Raw genomic sequence first — 17809 nt, forward strand, 5'->3', positions numbered from 1 at the left:
CGGTTCAGATGATCAGAAAGTGATCGGCGGTGAGCAGCGTTCCGGGCGTGACGCTTGCAAAAATCAACATCCCGGCTGCCCCGCTGCCATCCGGGTCATAGTAAATCTGCCCACTTGCCTGATTATAGACAATCCGGTGCGCGTCTGTGGTCGCGCTTTCACCGATGGTGAAGCGCGTGGCCCCGAGAACTCCCAGGTTCAGAGCTGTGAAGACCGCATCATCGAGCAGGATCATATCCTCCGCCGGGTTGAAATCGGCGATCCGGTCGGCATTTGCGGCGCCTGGCGCAGAGAGAAACAGAAAGACATCGCGCCCGGGGCCGCCATGCAGCCAGTCGTTGCCGTCGCCGCCATACAACCAGTCATTGCCATCGCCGCCATAAAGCGTGTCATTGCCGTCGCGGCCATAGAGCACGTCATTGCCGCCCGCGCCCTGGATCTCATTGCCCGATGCATCGCCCAGCAATATGTCGTTGAAGGCCGATCCGACGAGATCCTCGATCCCGAAGAAACGGTCGCCGGCGGCGATACCGGTATTGGTCCCGGGCGCTTGCAGATCCGCCCGCATCCCGGCAGGCGCATCCCCATAATGCGCGCGGTCGCGCCCCGCGCCGCCATAGAGCCAATCCGCCCCTGCGCCGCCATAGAGCGTGTCGTCGCCATCGCCGCCATACAGCGTGTCATTGCCGTCGCGACCATAGAGCACGTCATTGCCGCCCGCGCCCTGGATCTCGTTGCCCGATGCATCGCCCAGCAACATGTCGTTGAAGGCCGATCCGACGAGATCCTCGATCCCGAAGAAACGGTCGCCGGCGGCGATACCGGTATTGGTCCCGGGCGCTTGCAGATCCGCCCGCATCCCGGCAGGCGCATCCCCATAATGCGCGCGGTCGCGCCCCGCGCCGCCATAGAGCCAATCCGCCCCTGCGCCGCCATAGAGTGTGTCGTCGCCATCGCCGCCGTACAGCGTGTCATTGCCGTCGCGGCCATAGAGCACGTCATTGCCGCCTGCGCCCTGGATCTCATTGCCCGATGCATCGCCCAGCAGCATGTCGTTGAAGGCCGATCCGACGAGATCCTCGATCCCGAAGAAACGGTCGCCGGCGGCGATACCGGTATTGGTCCCGGGCGCTTGCAGATCCGCCCGCACCCCGGCCGGCGCATCGCCATAATGCGCGCGGTCGCGCCCCGCGCCGCCATAGAGCCAATCCGCCCCTGCGCCGCCATAGAGTGTATCGTCGCCATCGCCGCCGTACAGCGTGTCATTGCCGTCGCGGCCATAGAGCACGTCATTGCCGCCTGCGCCCTGGATCTCATTGCCCGATGCATCGCCCAGCAGCATATCGTTGAAGGCCGATCCGACGAGATCCTCGATCCCGAAGAAACGGTCGCCGGCGGCGATACCGGTATTGGTCCCGGGCGCTTGCAGATCCGCCCGCACCCCGGCCGGCGCATCGCCGTAATGCGCGCGGTCGCGCCCCGCGCCGCCATAGAGCCAATCCGCCCCTGCGCCGCCATAGAGTGTATCGTCGCCATCGCCGCCGTACAGCGTGTCATTGCCGTCGCGGCCATAGAGCACGTCATTGCCGCCTGCGCCCTGGATCTCATTGCCCGATGCATCGCCCAGCAGCATATCGTTGAAGGCCGATCCGACGAGATCCTCGATCCCGAAGAAACGGTCGCCGGCGGCGATACCGGTATTGGTCCCGGGCGCTTGCAGATCCGCCCGCACCCCGGCCGGCGCATCGCCGTAATGCGCGCGGTCGCGCCCCGCGCCGCCATAGAGCCAATCCGCCCCCTCGCCGCCGTAAAGCCAGTCATCGCCATCGCCGCCATACAGCGTGTCATTGCCGCCGCGACCATAGAGCACGTCATTGCCGCCCGCGCCCTGGATCACATTGCCCGATGCATCGCCCAGCAGCGTGTCGTTATAGGCCGTTCCGGTCATCGCCTCGATGGACAGATAGACCTGCCCCTGCACCGGCCCGGCAATGCCGGCGCGCATCTGGAGATCGACCCGGATCGCGGCATTGATTTCGGAAAAATCAATGTGATCGAAACCATTACCGCCCTGGATCGTGTCCTGGCCAGTACTTGCGAGGAACAGATCATCTCCATCCGTCCCGACCAGATAATCCGCACCGGGAGTGCCTGCGATCATGCCATCCGGTGTGAGCATTGTGTAATCACCATGCCAGAGGTCGAACAGCCCGGCGCTTGCAAAGCTGGCAGCCGTCAGGGGAAGACCATTGGCGGAATAGACGATCAGCTCTTCTTTGCCGTAGCGGATCCTGGCGCCACCTGCGAGCGACGTTATGGTCAGCTCGCTCAGACCGTAGAACCTGCCCCATGCGCTCAGATCGAGCCGGTCGATACCGGGCTGGTAGTCGTGAATGTAATCCAGCGCCCCATCGGACGAAAGCACGAAGAGATCCGCGCCGGCGCCGCCATAAAGGCGGTCGACGCCCGCCCCGTCAATCAGGATGTCATCGCCGGCGCCACCATAAAGAACATCATCGCCAGCCCCACCCGAAATCAGATCATGCCCCGCGCCGCCGGTGAGCGTGTCGGCCGCGCCCGTCCCCATCAGGGGGGCCGGAAGCGCGCCGGTCTCGACATAGAGCCGGGTGACGCCTGTGCCTTCGCCGGCCACATAGATCCAGAAGCCGGTCGCCCCTGGCTGCAAGGCCAGCGCTGTGATGTTTTGCAATGCCAGCCCGTCCTGCTGCAACATGGTGGCGGCGATGACGAACCGCCCCCCCGGCAGGATCTCGAAAACATGCAGACCGCCATCGCCGCCGCCGGCAACCAGAAAGCTCCGCCCTTTGATGTTGATGGTCTCAAGGGTCACCACGGCCCGGAACCGCGTATCAAGCGTATCTATGATCTGATCCGCTACCGTCATCGTTCCTCCTGGCGAGAGCGCCAGCAGCGTGATCGACGAACTGCTGCCTGAGGCGACCGCCAGATAAGGGCTGCCATGCACTTCACAAAAGCGCACCGCCGAGGGGGCGCTGATGCCCAGCCCGTCGCTGGCACCAATGCTCCCCGCTGCGGTCGGCAAGCCGTTTGCCGCAAGGCGCAATATGTCGATCCGGTCTGCAGACTGCGATGTCACCGCGACGAATTGAGTAGAGCCGATGCCGAACACGGCCATGCCCGATATATTGATGCCGGCAAGATCCGGCCCCAGCTGCAATGCCCCGAGCCGCGTCATCACGCCATTGGTGGCCGCGACTGAATAGGTCGTGATCAGCCCGCTGCCGGTGGTGGCGGCATAGAGCAGGGTCTGATTGCCCGATGTGACAAGGGCCTGGGCCGAAATGATCCCTGCCGGCCCACCGGCGGGGCGCGACGATCCGCGCAGCGTCCCGTCCGCATTCAGCCTGAACGAGACAAGCGTGCTGTCCTCGAGCCCCGAATAGATCAGATGCTGGGTCGAGCCGAGCTGATAGAGATCGAGCGTCGGCGGAGCAGAGAGCGTCCCGCGCGCGGCGATCTGGCCCTGACTGGTCAGCAGCATCCCGCCCGCGCCGATCTCGAAGCTGAGCAGCCCGCCCCCCGCCCGTGTCGTTGTGTAAAGCATCAGGCGCGATCCGACCGTCGCCAGCAACATATCTCCGATGCCCGAAATCAGATTCAATGGCGCATCGACAAAGGTTTGCAGTGCTCTCACCTGAAACATAGACACATACCCGTTCTTCCCCGGGCACCATCTTCACCTGGCGGGCTTGCTGCTTCCTTTTGACATTCGGGCGATATCAGGGCTTTGGTGAATGGTTTTAGCCAAACTTTATCAACACGCCAGGATCAGATCTGCGGGACCGCGCCGGGAACCGAGGCCGGCATTGCCTCCGATGCCTCTTTCGGCGAAAGTTAGCGAAAGGCAGACGCGTTGCAGACCGGGGCCGCGCATCTCCTGCCACCGGGAAGACGATGCGCCAGAAAGACGATCATGTGACCATCGTGATGGCCACCCGCAACGGGGCGGCCTGGCTGGCTGAACAGCTGAACAGTTTCGTCACGCAAAGCCATGGCAGCTGGTCGCTTTTCGTCTCCGATGACGGATCAACCGATGGCACCCGAGAGATTCTCACTGCTTTCGGCCGCAAATATCCGCTGACCCTGGTGGAGGGGCCGCGCAAAGGGGCGGCGGCGAATTTCCTCTCAGCGCTTTGCCACCCGGATCTGCCGCAGGGGATCATCGCACTGGCTGACCAGGACGATGTCTGGCTAAAGGGAAAGCTCGCGCGCGGGCTGCGCCGGATCGCAGCGGCAGAGGGTCTGATGGGCGGGGCGGGGCCAGTGCTTTATGCGGGCGAGAGCATGCTTGCCGACGGGGCGCTGAACACGCTCAGCCAGTCGCGGTCAGGACGAACCAGACCGGGTTTTGCGCCGTCACTCGTGCAGAACCTTTTTGCCGGCCATTCGATCATGCTCACGCCAGAGGCGCTGGCGCTGGTGCGCGAGGCGGGGGTTCCCGACAGCGTCAGCTGGCATGACTGGTGGCTTTACCAGCTGATCGCGGGATGCGGCGGCGGCCTGGCGCTCGACCCGACGCCGGTGGTGATCTACCGCCAGCATGGTGAGAACGCGCTTGGGGGCGCGCGGGGCACGGCGGCCGGCAAACGTCGGCTGGCAATGCTGCTGAATGGCGAATGGGGCCGGATGATGCAGGGCCAGGCGGTCGCGCTGAGGGCGCGCGAGGCCATGCTGACAGCCGATGCGCGCGCCACGCTGGACGGATTTCTCCACGCGCCGGCTTTTGGTCCAGGGCGCGCGCTTGCCTTTCGCCGCCTCGGCATTCATCGCAGCTCGCGTTCCGGCGATGCGGCGATGGCGATGGCGGCGATGCTCGGCCGGCTTTAGAACCAGCGCCCGACGGCCATCGCCCTGACGCCGATTGCGCCGCTCTTCGGGACCATGGTCAGCACCCGGAGCGAAACCGAGCCCTCCACCGGTGCCGCAGCCACAAGCCAGGCGTCCACCGCATCCGCCATGCCCGTGACCACGGGGGTCGATCCGACAAGGAAAGTTTGCGGAAAGACCCAGGGCAGCGCCGCTGAGGTAAAGCCCGAGCCGAGCGCGGTGGAGGCATTGGTTACAGTGAGGTCATTCTTCCAGCAGATCTGGGTGCCATCGGCATAGCGGATAAAATAGCCATTCGCATTCGATCCGCGCTCGATGACCGCGCCCGTCGGAACGCCGCCGGTCTGGCTGACGGTGCCCAGAATATTGCTGCGCGCAAAGACCTGCGAGCCGGCGCGGGTCAGCCCCTGAGGAAAATCGGGCACACCGGTTGCCGCCGCAACCTGCAACCCGGTGAACCAGGTGGATCCATTGGCGCTGACCTTGACCGAGAAGTCGCTGCCGCCCGCCGTCCCCATCTCGGCCCGCCCCGACCAGGCGGTCTGGAAGAGAAGGCTCGCGGTATCCCCCACTGCCGCCTTGTTCAGCTTGAGCTGCATTCCCGCGCCCTGATGGGTCATCAAAACCGCCTCGGAGGCCACCGCGAGCCGGTTCACCGCATCGGGCGTCGTGCTGACGCCCAGCCGGGCAAAGCCTCCCTCGCCCTCATTCGGGGTCTTCCAGATCAGGCCGTCATAGACCGCTTCGCGCGCCTCACCCAGCACCCAGGCCCGCCAGCCGGGCTGCGGCGCATGGAACTGCCAGCCGGTCCCGGTCAGGACCGCAATCCGCCCCTCCTGCCCGACCCAGAGGCCGGTCGCAGTGCCCGCCACAAGATGCCGGTCGCCGGGGGTCGCCGTCACCGGAGGCGCGGTGCGGTTGCGGTCCAGCACGGCAAGCTGCACCACCGCATCCAGTGCCAGCAGCGCTTCGTTATGGGTCACGTGTTTCTGCGCCTGGGCAGGCAGGATCAGCGGCAGGCCAAGAATATCGGTGGTATCGGACATATTTGCCTCCATGCGGGGTCAGCGCCGCAGTTAACCGCGAGGCATGTCGCGCACCCGCGGGGCAGAGGCTAGGAAGACAGGGTTTAACGCGCCCTGGCCCGGCGCGCGCCAAGTCTGCGCCGCGCGCAACAGCGCGGGTTGCAGGATCCGGGCCGGAAGGTTCAGCTCAGGTCGCGGGGCCGCTGGTGCCGGCACCATCGGCCGCCCGGATCACCCGGCGCGCATGGGCCTCGGCGCGGATGTTGAAGCTGATCGCCCCGATGATCACCGCACCGCCCAGGATCACAAACGGGTCGATCCCCTCATGGAAAAAGACCGCCCCCATCAGCGCCGCCCAGATGATCTGCAGAAAGCTGACCGGTTGCGTCACCGCCAGCGGCGCCGCGGCAAAGGCCCGCGTCATCGCATAATGCCCCAGCGTCGCAAACCCCGCCCCAAGCGCCAGCGCCGCGATCTGCCACAGCGCGACCGGCTGCCAGTCAATCAGCGCCAGCGGCAGGAGCCCGATCGCCGATGTATAGGTCATCATCGCCACAATAACCCCCGCCGGGGCAAGCGCGCTCAGCCGTTTCGCAATGACATAGCCGCCCGCGAACAGGAATGCCGCCCCCAGCTGCGCCCAATGACCCATAGCAATCTCGCGCAGCCCGGGGCGCAGCACGATCAGCGCCCCCGCAAAGGCAACCAGCGCCACAAGGATGCGCCGCAGGCTCAGCCCCTCGCCCAGCAGCAGCCCGCCAACGATCAGCACGATCACCGGGTTGAGAAAGCCGATGGCTGAAACTTCGGCCACGGGGATCCTCGCCATGGCATAGAACCACAGGATCACCGCGCCGACATGGAAGATGCCGCGATAGCCGAACAGCTGCCAGACCCGTGCCGGATAGCCCGCGCGCAGGATTGCGGGCAGCATCGGCAGGAAGAACACCAGCCCGACGGCAAAGCGCAGAAAGGCCGATTGCGTCGCCGGCAGCGAGGTGCCGACATATTTCACTGCTCCGTTCACGCCAACCATGGCAATGCCCGAAATCAGCATCCAGATGATCCCCGCAACCGGGCGGTCGGCCTGTCTGTTCCACATCCCTCCCGGTTGCGCCGGTTTTCAGGAAAAGGCAAGGGAGAGCGCGATGGCCCACATCACAAGGCCCACGCTGATCTCCAGCAAGACCCAGGCGCGGGGCTCTGCGAAGACCGGCGCAAGAAAGCGCGCGCCAAAGCCAAGCGCCGAGAAAAAGCTGAAGGATCCCGCCGCCGCCGCGATCCCGAAGGCAAGTCGGTGACCGTCATGCTGCGCCGAAACCGAGCCGAGCAGCAGCACCGTATCAAGATAGACATGCGGATTTGCCCAGGTCAGCAAAAGGATCGTTGTCACCACCTTGCCGCGCGAGACCCTGGCCGCTGCCGAGGGCACCAGAGCCTCGCCGCCCTGCATCGCGGCGCGAAATCTCAGTGCGCCATAAACCACCAGAAAGGCCACACCTCCCCATTTCATCACCGGCAGCGCCCAGGGTGCGGCGCGGCTCATCGCGCCGAAACCGACCACACCCAATGTGATCAGCAGCGCATCCGAGATCGCACAGATCGCCACTACAAGGCCGACATATTCCTGCCGGAGCCCCTGGCGCAGCACAAAAGCATTCTGCGCCCCGATGGCGAGGATCAGGCTCAGCGCCGTGAAATAGCCTGATATCAGCGCCTCGAACATCTTCGTCCTCCCGGGTTACACCGGCTTCGCTACCGCTTGCAGGCGACATAATTCCAGTTAATGTTTCTTTGCCTGATTAAGCGTGGCTTATCCCGATGCTCGACCCCGGCTGGCTTGCCGCCCTCTCTGCCATTCACCGGCGCGGCGCTTTTGACCTCGCGGCGGCGGAGCTTTCCGTGACGCCCCCGGCGATCTCGCAACGTATCCGGGCGCTGGAGGAACGGGTCGGCATGCGGCTGATCCGGCGCGGCCAACCCTGCGAGGCGACGCCGGAAGGCCTGCGGCTGATCCGCCATTTCGATGAGATCAGCCTGCTGGAACGGCAACTGGCCAGGGACCTGCCGGCCCTGTCCTCCGGGCCGGCGCCGCTCAGGATAGCCGTCAACGCCGACAGCCTGGCGACCTGGGTACTGCCGGCGCTGCGCGCCTGCGAGGGCGATTTTCTCTTCGATCTCGTAATCGACGACCAGGATGTCAGCCAGGACTGGCTCAGACGCGGCGAGGTGATGGCGGCGGTGACATCCCATCCGGGCCCCCTGCAGGGCTGTGACACGGTGGCGCTCGGGTCGCTGCGCTACCTGGCCACCGCGAGCCCGGATTTCATGGCGCGCTGGTTTGCAGGCGGCATCACGGCAGCGGCGCTCGCCCGCGCGCCCTCGCTGATCTATTCCGGCAAGGACCGGCTGCAACAGACCTGGGCCGCGCGGATTGTCGGGCCGGTGACGCTGCCCTGCCACCGGATCGGCGCGAGCCAGGCCTTTGTCGATGCCGCGCTGCTGGGGCTGGGCTGGGCGATGAACCCGGAAACCCTGGCGCGTGCCCATATCAACGCCGGCAGGTTGCAGGAGGTGGTGGCGGATTCGGCGCTGGATGTGGCGCTTTACTGGCAGTTCCCGCGTCTGGTTGCCCCGGCCCTTGCACCACTGACCCGCGCGATCCGGCAGGCAGCGGCGGAAGTCCTCGTGCCCTCCTCTGCCGCCTGAGGTGCCCTTACCATTTGATACGCGACGGGAAGACGAACTCTTCCTCGGGCTTTGGCCCCTTCACCCCTGCCAGGCCGAAGGTGAGCCGCCTGAGTTCGCCGGTGGCTGCCGATTTCAGCCCCGGATCCAGTTTGACCGGCGCGCCGATGGCGATGCGCAACGGCTTTTTCGCGCGCCTCAAAGTCTCGCGGAAGATCAGCGCCACGCGGAGCGGGTAGGAATAATGGCTCGCGATCTGGAAGAGCCGGGAATTCTGACCATGAAACCAGATCGGCAGCACCCGGACCCCGGGCCGCGTCGCAAGGCGCGAGACGAAAGGATGCCAGGCCGGGTCAGCCGCGCGGCGCGAGAGCGGCTTTGGCGCGGTCGAGACGCCCCCCGCCGGGAAGATCACCAGCACATGCCCCGCCTCGAGCCAGTCGCTCGCCGCGCGGCGCGTCTCGGCCGAACTGCGCCGCGCCTCCGGACCATGGCTGAAATCGACAGGCAGCACGAGGTCCTTCGCTTCGGGCGCATGGGCCAGCGCGGCATGAACCATCAGCTTCACATCCGGGCGGATCCGGGTGATCAGATCGCCGATCGCCAGCCCGTCCGCGATGCCGAAAGGATGGTTCGCCACCACCAGCAGCCCGCCGGTTTTCGGGATCAGCCCCTCATCCCCGGCGGTATATTCGGTGCGCAGGCCCAGGACACGCATCGCCTCGGCGAAAACCGGCGCCTGAGCATCCCGGCCCGGATCGGTGCGCCAGTCGCGGTAGAGGCGCTCGATCCGGGTCTGGCCCGAAAGGCGCTCGACCGCGCGGATCAGCCGGCGGCGCAGCGGGCTTTGATCGGGATGCGAATAGGTGAAGACCGGGCCCGCAGGGAGTGCGCCGGGAAACCTGTTTTGCAGATCATCACAGGCCCCGCCGGAGGGGTGCATTGGCAAGGCCGTAAAGCTGTCATCCCCATGCACCATCTGCCCCATGCGTTTTTCCCGTCTTGCACCGGACGCGGGAAGCGCGCCCTTCTGGCACCGCAAATTACAACCGCGAGGTGACACCGAGGTGACGGTGGCGCCCCTCGGAACGCAGGCAAGAAAAAACCCCGGCACGATGGCCGGGGTTCTGATCGTCGGAAAAGACAGATTTCAGAGCTGTGCGGCGACGTCGTCGGGCACATCGAAATTATGGGTGACGGTCTGGACGTCGTCATCCTCTTCCAGAAGATCCACCAGCTTCATCAGCTTTTGTGCGGTGTCGAGATCGACCTCGGTGCGTGATTGCGGGCGCCAGACGAGTTTGGCCTCGGTCGATTCGCCAAGCGTGGCCTCCAGCGCGTCCGAGACTGAGGAGAGGTCTTCGACCTTACAATAGATCCAGTGGCTCTCGTCATCGGTCTCGACATCTTCGGCGCCGGCCTCGATTGCGGCCATCATCACCGAATCGGCATCGCCGGCCGAAAGCGGGTAAGAGATCTCGCCCAGACGGTCAAAGCTGTGCGAGACCGACCCGGTCTGGCCCATATTGCCGCCCGCCTTGGTGAAATAGCTGCGCACATTCGAGGCGGTGCGATTGAGATTGTCGGTCAGAGCCTCGACGATGATGGCGATACCGCCGGCACCGTAGCCTTCATAGCGGATCTCGGTATAATCCGCCGCATCGCCCATCTGCGATTTCTTGATGGCGCGGTCGATCACATCTTTCGGCATCGAGACCGCCTTGGCGGCTTTCACCGCGAGACGCAGACGCGGGTTCTTATCAGGATCCGCATCGCCCATCTTCGCGGCGACGGTGATCTCTTTCGAGAGCTTCGAGAACATTTTTGAGCGGATGCCATCCTGCTTGCCCTTGCGGTGCTGGATGTTCGCCCATTTCGAATGGCCTGCCATAGGGGCCTCATTCCTTCGATTTCGCTGGTGGGGTTCTTTACACCGGCCCTCGGGGATGCGGCAAGAGCAGGGGGACCAGTCCCCCGGCCCGCCTGGGATATTTTTGGACAGAAAATGAAGAAAACGGCTCAGAGCGGCCAGAAAACGGGGATCAGGGCAGAGCAAAGGAACATCAGGATGATGTTGAGCGGCAGGCCGACGCGCATGTAATCGGAGAACCGGTAGCCGCCGGGACCGTAGACCATCATATTGGTCTGGTAGCCAACGGGCGTGGCGAAGGCGAGCGTGGCCGAGAACATCACCGCGACCACCAGCGGGCGCGGATCAATGCCGAGATTTCTGGCAAGCTCGATGGCGACGGGGGTATAGATCACCGCGACCGCGTTGTTCGACAGAAACTCGGTCAGCACGAGGCCGAGAAAATAGACCGCAAGGATCAGGAAGAAAGGCGAGAGCCCCTGGAGCCAGGGCGCGGCGGCATTGACGATCATTTCGACCGCGCCGGAACGGTCCAGCCCCTCGCCCACCGCCAGCATGGCGAAGATCATCGCAAGCAGCCGCCCATCGACAAAGCTGAAAGCCTCGTCGCTGTCGACGCAGCGTGAGACAAGGATCACCGCCACGGCGAGGAAGGCCAACAGCTGGATCGGCGCCACATCAAAGGCCGAGAGGATGACGATGAAAGCAAGTGCTCCGACCGCGATGGGGGCTTTCGCGCGGCGATAGGGCTTTTCACGCGGGCGGGTGATATCGACGAGGTCCATATCCGCGGCAAGGCGCTGGATGTCTTCGATCGCGCCTTCCAGCAGCAAGGTATCGCCGACCCGCACGATCAGATCATCCAGCTGGCGGCCGATATTCTGGTTGCGACGATGCGCGGCCAGCACATAGACGCCATAGCGGCGGCGCAGGCGCAGATCGCCCAGACGCTGCCCCTCCATCCGGCAGCCGGGGCCGATCAGCACCTCGACCGTCTCGGTTTTGACCGAGGAGAGCTTATCGACCAGATGCACCTCGCGGCGGCGGTCGAATTCCATCAGATCGGCCAGTTCGGCGCGCAGCACAACGCGGTCTCCGGGTTCCAGCCGCACCGGCGCGAGGTCACGGCGCAGTGAGGCGTCGCCACGCAGAACGTCGATCAGCCGCACGCCGTTCCGGCGAAACAGATCAACCTCCAGCGGCGCCTGGCCAACCAGCGGGCTGTCTTCCGGGATCGCAACTTCGGTGAAATATTTCATCTTGCGCCGGTCGGTCAGCAGCATCCCCATCGACTGGCGCACAGGCAAAAGCCGGTTGGCAAAGAGACCAAGGAAGATCGCGCCCACAACCGTCACCGCAAGCCCCAAAGGCAGGATCTCAAAGAGCGTGAAATGCGCCATCCCGGCCTTGACCGCCACCCCGTCCACCAGCAGGTTGGTCGAGGTTCCGATCAGCGTCATCATCCCCGCCATAACTGTCATATAAGACAGCGGGATCAACAGCTTGGACGGGGCTGTGCCCATTTTCAGCGCCAGTTGCATGACCACGGGGATCATCACCGCCACCAGAGGCGTGTTGTTCATGAAAGCCGAGGCCACCGCGATGAATGAAAACAGCGCGATGATGGTCAGACGCGGATTGCCCTCGACCGATTTTTCGGCGGCATGGATCACCTGCTCGATGGCGCCGGTGCGCACCAGACCGCCCATCACCAGAAACATCAGCGCAATCGTCCAGGGCGCCGGGTTCGACAGCACCGATTGCGCCTCGGACAGGGGCAGGAAGCCAAGCACCATCATCACCGCTGCGGCAGCAATGGCGGTGACCTCGACCGGGATGATCTCTGAGACGAAGAGGCCGAACATCACGACAAGGATGGTCAGCGCCACCCAGGGCTGCGCGGCGGCGGAGATTTCAAACCAGAGCATCATGACCTTCAACTGAACTGGCGGCTTTATAGGATGCGCCCCCTGTTCGGGGAAGAAAATTCTACAAAGCCGGTCGTCTTTGGATCTGATCTGGTGTCGCCCCGGCCCGGACAGGGCCCGAGACGCTCAGAACGGGGCAGATGCCGCGCCTGTCGGAAACAGCCAGGCAGGCGTCCCGCCACTGCCTCCGGCAATGGCAGAGGACAGGGTTACGCGATCAGGGGCCGGATTGCTGCAAGCGGCCGCCCTGACGGACCATCACCACCCGGGTGGCAAGACCGGTCCGGTCATCGGTCTCGACATAGACCCCGGAAAGCGTCGCCTCGCCCGCAGCCGGCTCGAACCGGGTCTTCGACATGCCGGTGACGAAACGGCGCATCGGCTCCAGCTTTTCCATGCCGATCACCGAATCGTAATCACCGCACATCCCGGCATCGGACAGATAGGCGGTGCCGCCCTTCAGGATCTGCGCATCACCGGTGGGCACATGGGTATGGGTGCCCACAACAAGGCTCGCCTGACCATCACACCAATGCCCGAGCCCCATCTTCTCGGAAGTCGCCTCGGCATGGACATCAATGATCGCCGCCTGGACCGTGACGCCCAGCCGATGCGCCTTCAGCACCGGATCCACGGCGGAAAACGGATCGTCGAAAGGTTGCTTCATGAACACGCGGCCCAGCACCTGCGCCACCAGCACCTTGCGCCCGCCGGCTGCGTCAAACACCCGCGCGCCCCGTCCTGGTGCAATCCTGGAATAGTTCAGCGGCCGGATCACCCGCGGCTCAACCTCAAGGAACTGCGCCATATCCTTCTGGTCAAAGGCGTGATCCCCCAGCGTGACCACATCGGCCCCCGCCGCCAGGATCCCCTTCGCATGGTCAGCCGAAAGCCCCATGCCGCCGGTCGCGTTCTCGCCGTTCACCACGACAAAATCGAGACCCCAATCCGCGCGCATCTTTGGCAGGCCGGCCGTTATTGCCGCCCGCCCGCTGCGCCCCATCACATCGCCAAGAAAAAGCAGTTTCATGACAATCCGCCTTATGCCTCTGCCCCCCTTCCTGCAAGCCCCCTTGCTCCTGACTTCAATACTCTCCCGCCAGAGCTAACCGCAGCCAGTCAGCAGCACCCTGTTGAGCCCCGGAGCGGAACCCGCTAACCAAAGGCCATGTCGCCAGATCAGATCCAGACGCTCTTCACCCGCCGCGATGGCAGCTTCCTCTGCGCCCGCTGGGGCCGCCCCATCGTGCCGGTGATCTTCGGCACCGATGATGCGACGCTTGCGACCGTCAAGGGGGCCATCGAGGCAATCGTCGCCCTTGCCGGCCACAGCATGGCGGAAACCGACCCCGAACTCGGCGCCAATCTGATGGTGTTTTTCTTCCGCGACTGGGCGGAACTGCCGCAGGTGCCCAAGCTCGACCATATGATCCCCGGTCTCGGACCGCTTTGCGAGCGGCTCAGCGCCGAGGGTGCCAATCGCTACCGCACCTTCCGGTTCGATGAGACCGGAGCGATCAAGGCGGTATTCCTGTTTCTCAGGATGGATGAGCATCTCTCGGACATGCCCGCCCAGGACCTCGCGCTGGCCCAGGGAGCAGAGGCGATGCTTTCCTTCGCCGATGGCGCCTTCAGCCAGATTTCCCCGCTGGCCCGCAGCGAGGGCAAAGTGATCCTGCATCCCGATCTCGCGCTCCTGATCCGCGCCGCCTATCACCCGATCCTTCCCGCGGTTGCCCGCGACCCCGGCCATGCGCTGCGGCTGATGGCAAGGATGCTCCCCACACCCGACAGTATTGCAGCCCCCGATGCATGAATTCAGCCTCCGCGTCTGGTATGAAGACACCGACCTTGCCGGCATCGTCTATTACGCCAATTACCTGAAATTCATCGAGCGCGGCCGCAGTGACTGGGTCACCGCCTGCGGCATCGACCAGATCGCTTTGCGCGACCAGCAGGACATCGTCTTCGCCGTCCGCCGGGTCGAGGCCGATTACCTGCGCCCTGCGAAATTCCAGGACGCCCTGACCGTCACCACCACCCTCACCTCGGTCACCGGTGCGCGCATCGTGCTGGACCAGGAGGTCCGGCGCCAGGACGAGACGCTGTTTCGCGCCACTGTCACGCTGGTCTGCCTGACCGGCGCCGGCCAGGCCAGCCGCATCCCGGCAGAAATCCGCGCGCGGCTCGCCCCTTCGCTGCACTGACCCGCTGCAAAGCCGCAACTGGCGCCCTGCTCACGCCACATTCGCTAAGATGTGTTGGCATTCCCCTTGTAACGCTGCTAGAATCAGGTCTAACGACCGGCGAATACTGACCGGCGATCTTAAACGAGCAGGCGCAATGGACCCCACAACCCTCGCGACAGCCGCGCAGGAGATTGACTTCTCGCTGCTGGCCCTCTTTGCCCGTGCGACCTTTACGGTCAAACTGGTGATGATCCTTCTGATCGGCATGTCTTTCTGGGCATGGGCAATCATCATCCAAAAACACATCCTGTTCCGCAAATCCCGCGCCGAAGCCGCAGCCTTTGACCAGGCCTTCTGGTCGGGCGAGCCGCTGGACGAGCTTTACGAGCGGATCGGGCCGGAACCCCAGGGCGCATCTGAGCGGGTCTTTGCAGCGGGGATGCTGGAATGGCGCCGCAGCCACAAGCAGGATGGTGCACTGATCGCCGGTGCCCAGGCCCGGATCGACCGCGCCATGGATGTCGCCATTGCCCGCGAAAGCGAAAAGCTGAACAAAGGCCTTTCCTTCCTCGCGACCACCGGATCGACCGCGCCCTTTATCGGGCTTTTCGGCACGATCTGGGGGATCAAGCACTCGTTCGAGGAAATCGCGATCTCGCAGAACACCTCGCTCGCCGTCGTGGCCCCCGGCATCGCCGAGGCTCTGCTGGCGACCGGCATCGGCCTGATCGCCGCTATTCCGGCGGTGGTGTTCTACAACAAACTGAACGCAGACAGCGAACATATCCAGGGCAACTGGGAAAGCTTCGCCGATGAATTCGCGACCATCCTGTCGCGCCAGCTGGATTCCTGATCCATGGGCGCCGGGGTGATGAAAAAATCCGGGGGCGGTGGCCGGCGCGGTCGCCGTCGCGGATCTTCCGCCGCGATGAGCGAGATCAACGTCACGCCCTTTGTCGACGTGATGCTGGTTTTGCTGATCATCTTCATGGTCGCAGCTCCGCTGATGACGGTGGGTGTGCCGATCAAACTTCCGGAAACCGCCGCCCGGGCAATGGCCGAAGAAAAGGAAGAGCCGCTTTCGATCACCCTGACCGCTGATGGCCTGGTGATGATCATGACCAGCGAAGTCGACCCGAACGAGCTGATCCCCCGCCTCAAGGCGATCGCGGCGGAGCGGAGCTCGAACAAGGTCTATCTGCGCGCGGATGGCAATCTGGCTTATGAGCGTGTGGCCCAGGTGATGGGCGCGCTGAATGCCGGCGGTTTCAATGATATCGGTCTGGTGACCGACAGCCAGGGCCCGAGCTTCGGCGCCGGCGCGGCCAACTGAGACGGATCGACAGCATGGAAGGGCGCTTCAAATCAGGCACCATCCTCTCAGGGGCAGGCCATGCCGGTCTGATCCTCTGGGTGATGATCGGCGACTGGTTCTTTTCGCCTTCTCCACCGGCCGAGCCGATGTCGATGTCGGTCTCGACCATCAGCTCGATTGATTTCGCAGCACTTGAGGCCGCCGCGCCGAAACCCAGTGATGACACGGCAGAGCCGGGCGAGACCATCGCGACCCCGGATCCGGTGGAGCCGTCGGTTGACGAGCCGGTATCCGAACCGACAGCGGAACCGCAGCCCCAACCTGAACCTCAGCCAGAGCCGACACCGGCGCCGCGGCCTGACCCCACGCCCGAACCGACCCCCCAGCCCATCCCCGAGCCGGTGATCTCAAATCCCGCGCCGCCCGATGCCATTTTCGCGCCCGAAGAGCAGCCGATCCCGACCATGAGCACCTCGCCCCGGCCGAAACCCCGGCCGGCAGAGCGCGTCGCCCCGAACCCGGTGGTCGCGCCCGAGGACACCCTGACCGCAGAACGGCCGCAGGACCAGGTCACCACCTCGGAGGAGCCGACCCCCGAGCCCCCGCGTGAGGACCAGCAGGCGACCACCGAGGTAAACAGCGGCGATGTGCTGATCACCGAGGCCAACCAGCAGGACCGCGACGCGGAGCCGCTGGGCCCGAGCACCTCGCCCCGGCCGAAGCCGCGGCCGAATCGCACCACACCGACGCCCGAGCCTGCCCGGGAGCCCACGCCGGAACCTGCAGGCGAGACCCAGGACCAGCGCGATGCCCGCATCGCGGCTGAGGTCGCCGCAGCCGACCGCGCACAGGCAGAGGCCGAAGCCAAAGCGCGCCGCGAGGCCGCCGCCCGCGAAAAGGCCGCCGCCGATGCCGAGGCGGCAGCTATCGCAGCCGCTGTCGCCGCAGCCAATACCGGCTCGGGCGGCCAGGGCCAGGCGGCCAGCGGCCCGCCGCTGAGTGGCGGTGAGATGGGCGATATCGCAGCCGCAATCGGGTCGAAATGGAATGTCGGAACGCTGAGTGCGGATGCGATGGATGCCGTGGTCGTGCTGCGCGTGACCTTTGACGAAAGCGGCAGGCCCGGCAGCGATATGCCGCTGATCGAATCTCGCGGGCCCAGCCAGCAGGCGATCCAGGCCGCCTATAACGCGGCCCGCAGTGCGATTGCCCGCGCCTATCAGTCGGGGGGCATTCCGCTGCCGCCGGGCAAATACGAGACCTGGAAAGTTCTCGAATTCGAGTTCGATGGCAGCGGGATGAGGCTGCGGTGATGGGCATTGCCGCAGCCCCCCAGACGCGCCCGGCCCTGCTGGGCCCGGCGGCTCTTTTCGCGCTGGCGACTTTGTCCGGCGGCCCGGCCCTGGCTGATCGCGCCCCCCGCAACAATGCGGTGGTCGAAATCTTTACCTGTGCCAATCTGCTGCCCGACAACGACATCAGCCCCGAAGCGATGCATCAGATCGGCCGCGCTGTGGCACTGGTCCATAACAGGGGCACGCTGCCTCCGGGGTCTGAACGCGCCCGCGTCGTGTTGCGGCTTTGTTTTAACAAAAGTCTCGGGCAGCCGATCATCGAAGTGGCGGATTATTCCGGCCCGGTCGGAGAAGTGGCCGATGCCACGCAAAAGGCCGCGATGCGCAGTCTGGAGCGGGCCCTCGCAGCCGGCACCCTGACAAAAGCGCTTGGCGCGCTGGCCGGGGGAAGACCCGAGGCTGCGGTGGTCGATCTTGTCTTTGGTCCGGCTCAGGCGGAAAATCAATGACAGATGGCCCTATGACACAGATGTCAGATGACACAGGAACCCTTTTACGCCGTGATGAGTTTACGGCGGATGTTTTAACCATGAGCCGCAAACCCGGCACCAGACCGGACGAGATCGGAGC

The 17809-nt window shown here is 64.7% G+C and carries 16 protein-coding genes; 8 read left to right on the forward strand and 8 right to left on the reverse strand.

The window, feature by feature from the left end:
* Positions 1-4 precede the first annotated feature (4 nt).
* Positions 5-3685: a calcium-binding protein gene (locus BLW25_RS24985; protein WP_092899603.1), complete on the reverse strand. Its 3681-nt coding sequence runs from the start codon at positions 3683-3685 to the stop codon at positions 5-7.
* A 251-nt stretch (positions 3686-3936) separates the two neighbouring features.
* On the opposite strand from BLW25_RS24985, the gene BLW25_RS12760 reads away from it, so the two are divergent.
* Positions 3937-4869: a glycosyltransferase gene (locus tag BLW25_RS12760; protein WP_092899605.1), complete on the forward strand. Its 933-nt coding sequence runs from the start codon at positions 3937-3939 to the stop codon at positions 4867-4869.
* Here BLW25_RS12760 and BLW25_RS12765 read toward each other — a convergent pair.
* The 3 genes from BLW25_RS12765 to BLW25_RS12775 form a co-directional block, all read right to left on the reverse strand.
* The gene (locus BLW25_RS12765) at positions 4866-5915 is read right to left on the reverse strand and encodes a DUF2793 domain-containing protein (protein ID WP_171909549.1); all 1050 of its coding nucleotides are present in this window, start codon (positions 5913-5915) and stop codon (positions 4866-4868) included. The two genes, BLW25_RS12760 and BLW25_RS12765, sit on opposite strands and share 4 nt — an antisense overlap.
* Positions 5916-6081: 166 nt before the next feature.
* On the reverse strand, positions 6082-6996 hold the full coding sequence (locus tag BLW25_RS12770; protein ID WP_253188430.1) for a DMT family transporter: 915 nt from the start codon (positions 6994-6996) through the stop codon (positions 6082-6084).
* 21 nt (positions 6997-7017) lie between these two features.
* On the reverse strand, positions 7018-7620 hold the full coding sequence (locus BLW25_RS12775; RefSeq protein ID WP_092899609.1) for a LysE/ArgO family amino acid transporter: 603 nt from the start codon (positions 7618-7620) through the stop codon (positions 7018-7020).
* Positions 7621-7715: 95 nt separating this feature from the next.
* Between BLW25_RS12775 and BLW25_RS12780 the strand changes: the two genes are divergently transcribed.
* The gene (locus BLW25_RS12780; RefSeq protein ID WP_092899611.1) at positions 7716-8603 is read left to right on the forward strand and encodes a LysR family transcriptional regulator ArgP; all 888 of its coding nucleotides are present in this window, start codon (positions 7716-7718) and stop codon (positions 8601-8603) included.
* 7 nt (positions 8604-8610) lie between these two features.
* On the opposite strand, the gene BLW25_RS12785 is transcribed toward BLW25_RS12780, so the two are convergent.
* From BLW25_RS12785 to BLW25_RS12800, 4 genes are all read right to left on the reverse strand, one after another.
* A complete protein-coding gene (locus BLW25_RS12785) occupies positions 8611-9570 on the reverse strand; it encodes a lysophospholipid acyltransferase family protein (RefSeq protein ID WP_092899613.1) in 960 nt (319 codons plus the stop codon).
* Between the two features lie 162 nt (positions 9571-9732).
* Positions 9733-10473 (reverse strand): YebC/PmpR family DNA-binding transcriptional regulator, encoded by a 741-nt coding sequence (locus BLW25_RS12790; RefSeq protein ID WP_092899615.1) that lies wholly within the window; start codon positions 10471-10473, stop codon positions 9733-9735.
* A 128-nt stretch (positions 10474-10601) separates the two neighbouring features.
* A complete protein-coding gene (locus tag BLW25_RS12795; protein ID WP_092902025.1) occupies positions 10602-12380 on the reverse strand; it encodes an SLC13 family permease in 1779 nt (592 codons plus the stop codon).
* A 217-nt stretch (positions 12381-12597) separates the two neighbouring features.
* Positions 12598-13410, reverse strand: a complete 813-nt coding sequence (locus BLW25_RS12800; RefSeq protein ID WP_092899617.1) for a TIGR00282 family metallophosphoesterase — start codon at positions 13408-13410, stop codon at positions 12598-12600.
* A gap of 138 nt (positions 13411-13548) precedes the next feature.
* On the opposite strand from BLW25_RS12800, the gene BLW25_RS12805 reads away from it, so the two are divergent.
* The 6 genes from BLW25_RS12805 to BLW25_RS12830 all read left to right on the forward strand — a co-directional run bounded on the left by BLW25_RS12805 (position 13549) and on the right by BLW25_RS12830 (position 17688).
* Positions 13549-14196, forward strand: a complete 648-nt coding sequence (locus BLW25_RS12805; RefSeq protein WP_092899619.1) for a hypothetical protein — start codon at positions 13549-13551, stop codon at positions 14194-14196.
* Positions 14189-14587 (forward strand): tol-pal system-associated acyl-CoA thioesterase, encoded by a 399-nt coding sequence (gene ybgC / locus BLW25_RS12810; protein ID WP_092899621.1) that lies wholly within the window; start codon positions 14189-14191, stop codon positions 14585-14587. Before BLW25_RS12805 ends, ybgC begins: the two co-directional genes overlap by 8 nt.
* A gap of 136 nt (positions 14588-14723) precedes the next feature.
* Positions 14724-15422, forward strand: coding sequence for a protein TolQ (tolQ, locus tag BLW25_RS12815; RefSeq protein WP_092899623.1), 699 nt, complete (start codon positions 14724-14726; stop codon positions 15420-15422).
* Between the two features lie 3 nt (positions 15423-15425).
* Positions 15426-15902, forward strand: a complete 477-nt coding sequence (locus tag BLW25_RS12820) for an ExbD/TolR family protein (protein WP_092899625.1) — start codon at positions 15426-15428, stop codon at positions 15900-15902.
* Positions 15903-15916: 14 nt separating this feature from the next.
* Positions 15917-17197 (forward strand): hypothetical protein, encoded by a 1281-nt coding sequence (locus BLW25_RS12825; RefSeq protein WP_092899627.1) that lies wholly within the window; start codon positions 15917-15919, stop codon positions 17195-17197.
* Positions 17197-17688: a hypothetical protein gene (locus tag BLW25_RS12830; protein ID WP_092899629.1), complete on the forward strand. Its 492-nt coding sequence runs from the start codon at positions 17197-17199 to the stop codon at positions 17686-17688. Before BLW25_RS12825 ends, BLW25_RS12830 begins: the two co-directional genes overlap by 1 nt.
* The last annotated feature ends 121 nt before the right edge of the window (positions 17689-17809 follow it).

It is taken from the genome of Rhodobacter sp. 24-YEA-8, assembly GCF_900105075.1.
Classification (GTDB): Bacteria; Pseudomonadota; Alphaproteobacteria; order Rhodobacterales; family Rhodobacteraceae; genus Pseudogemmobacter.

Bases quoted from the DNA above. Each gene is read 5' to 3' on its own strand.
- BLW25_RS12820 (WP_092899625.1), top strand. From the start codon at position 15,426: ATGGGCGCCGGGGTGATGAAAAAATCCGGGGGCGGTGGCCGGCGCGGT.
- BLW25_RS12790 (WP_092899615.1), bottom strand. From the start codon at position 10,473: ATGGCAGGCCATTCGAAATGGGCGAACATCCAGCACCGCAAGGGCAAG.
- BLW25_RS12775 (WP_092899609.1), bottom strand. From the start codon at position 7,620: ATGTTCGAGGCGCTGATATCAGGCTATTTCACGGCGCTGAGCCTGATC.
- BLW25_RS12770 (WP_253188430.1), bottom strand. From the start codon at position 6,996: ATGTGGAACAGACAGGCCGACCGCCCGGTTGCGGGGATCATCTGGATG.
- BLW25_RS12785 (WP_092899613.1), bottom strand. From the start codon at position 9,570: ATGGGGCAGATGGTGCATGGGGATGACAGCTTTACGGCCTTGCCAATG.
- BLW25_RS12805 (WP_092899619.1), top strand. From the start codon at position 13,549: ATGTCGCCAGATCAGATCCAGACGCTCTTCACCCGCCGCGATGGCAGC.
- BLW25_RS12825 (WP_092899627.1), top strand. From the start codon at position 15,917: ATGGAAGGGCGCTTCAAATCAGGCACCATCCTCTCAGGGGCAGGCCAT.
- BLW25_RS12830 (WP_092899629.1), top strand. From the start codon at position 17,197: ATGGGCATTGCCGCAGCCCCCCAGACGCGCCCGGCCCTGCTGGGCCCG.
- BLW25_RS12760 (WP_092899605.1), top strand. From the start codon at position 3,937: ATGCGCCAGAAAGACGATCATGTGACCATCGTGATGGCCACCCGCAAC.
- BLW25_RS12795 (WP_092902025.1), bottom strand. From the start codon at position 12,380: ATGCTCTGGTTTGAAATCTCCGCCGCCGCGCAGCCCTGGGTGGCGCTG.
- BLW25_RS24985 (WP_092899603.1), bottom strand. From the start codon at position 3,685: ATGTTTCAGGTGAGAGCACTGCAAACCTTTGTCGATGCGCCATTGAAT.
- BLW25_RS12800 (WP_092899617.1), bottom strand. From the start codon at position 13,410: ATGAAACTGCTTTTTCTTGGCGATGTGATGGGGCGCAGCGGGCGGGCG.
- tolQ (WP_092899623.1), top strand. From the start codon at position 14,724: ATGGACCCCACAACCCTCGCGACAGCCGCGCAGGAGATTGACTTCTCG.
- BLW25_RS12765 (WP_171909549.1), bottom strand. From the start codon at position 5,915: ATGTCCGATACCACCGATATTCTTGGCCTGCCGCTGATCCTGCCTGCC.
- BLW25_RS12780 (WP_092899611.1), top strand. From the start codon at position 7,716: ATGCTCGACCCCGGCTGGCTTGCCGCCCTCTCTGCCATTCACCGGCGC.
- ybgC (WP_092899621.1), top strand. From the start codon at position 14,189: ATGCATGAATTCAGCCTCCGCGTCTGGTATGAAGACACCGACCTTGCC.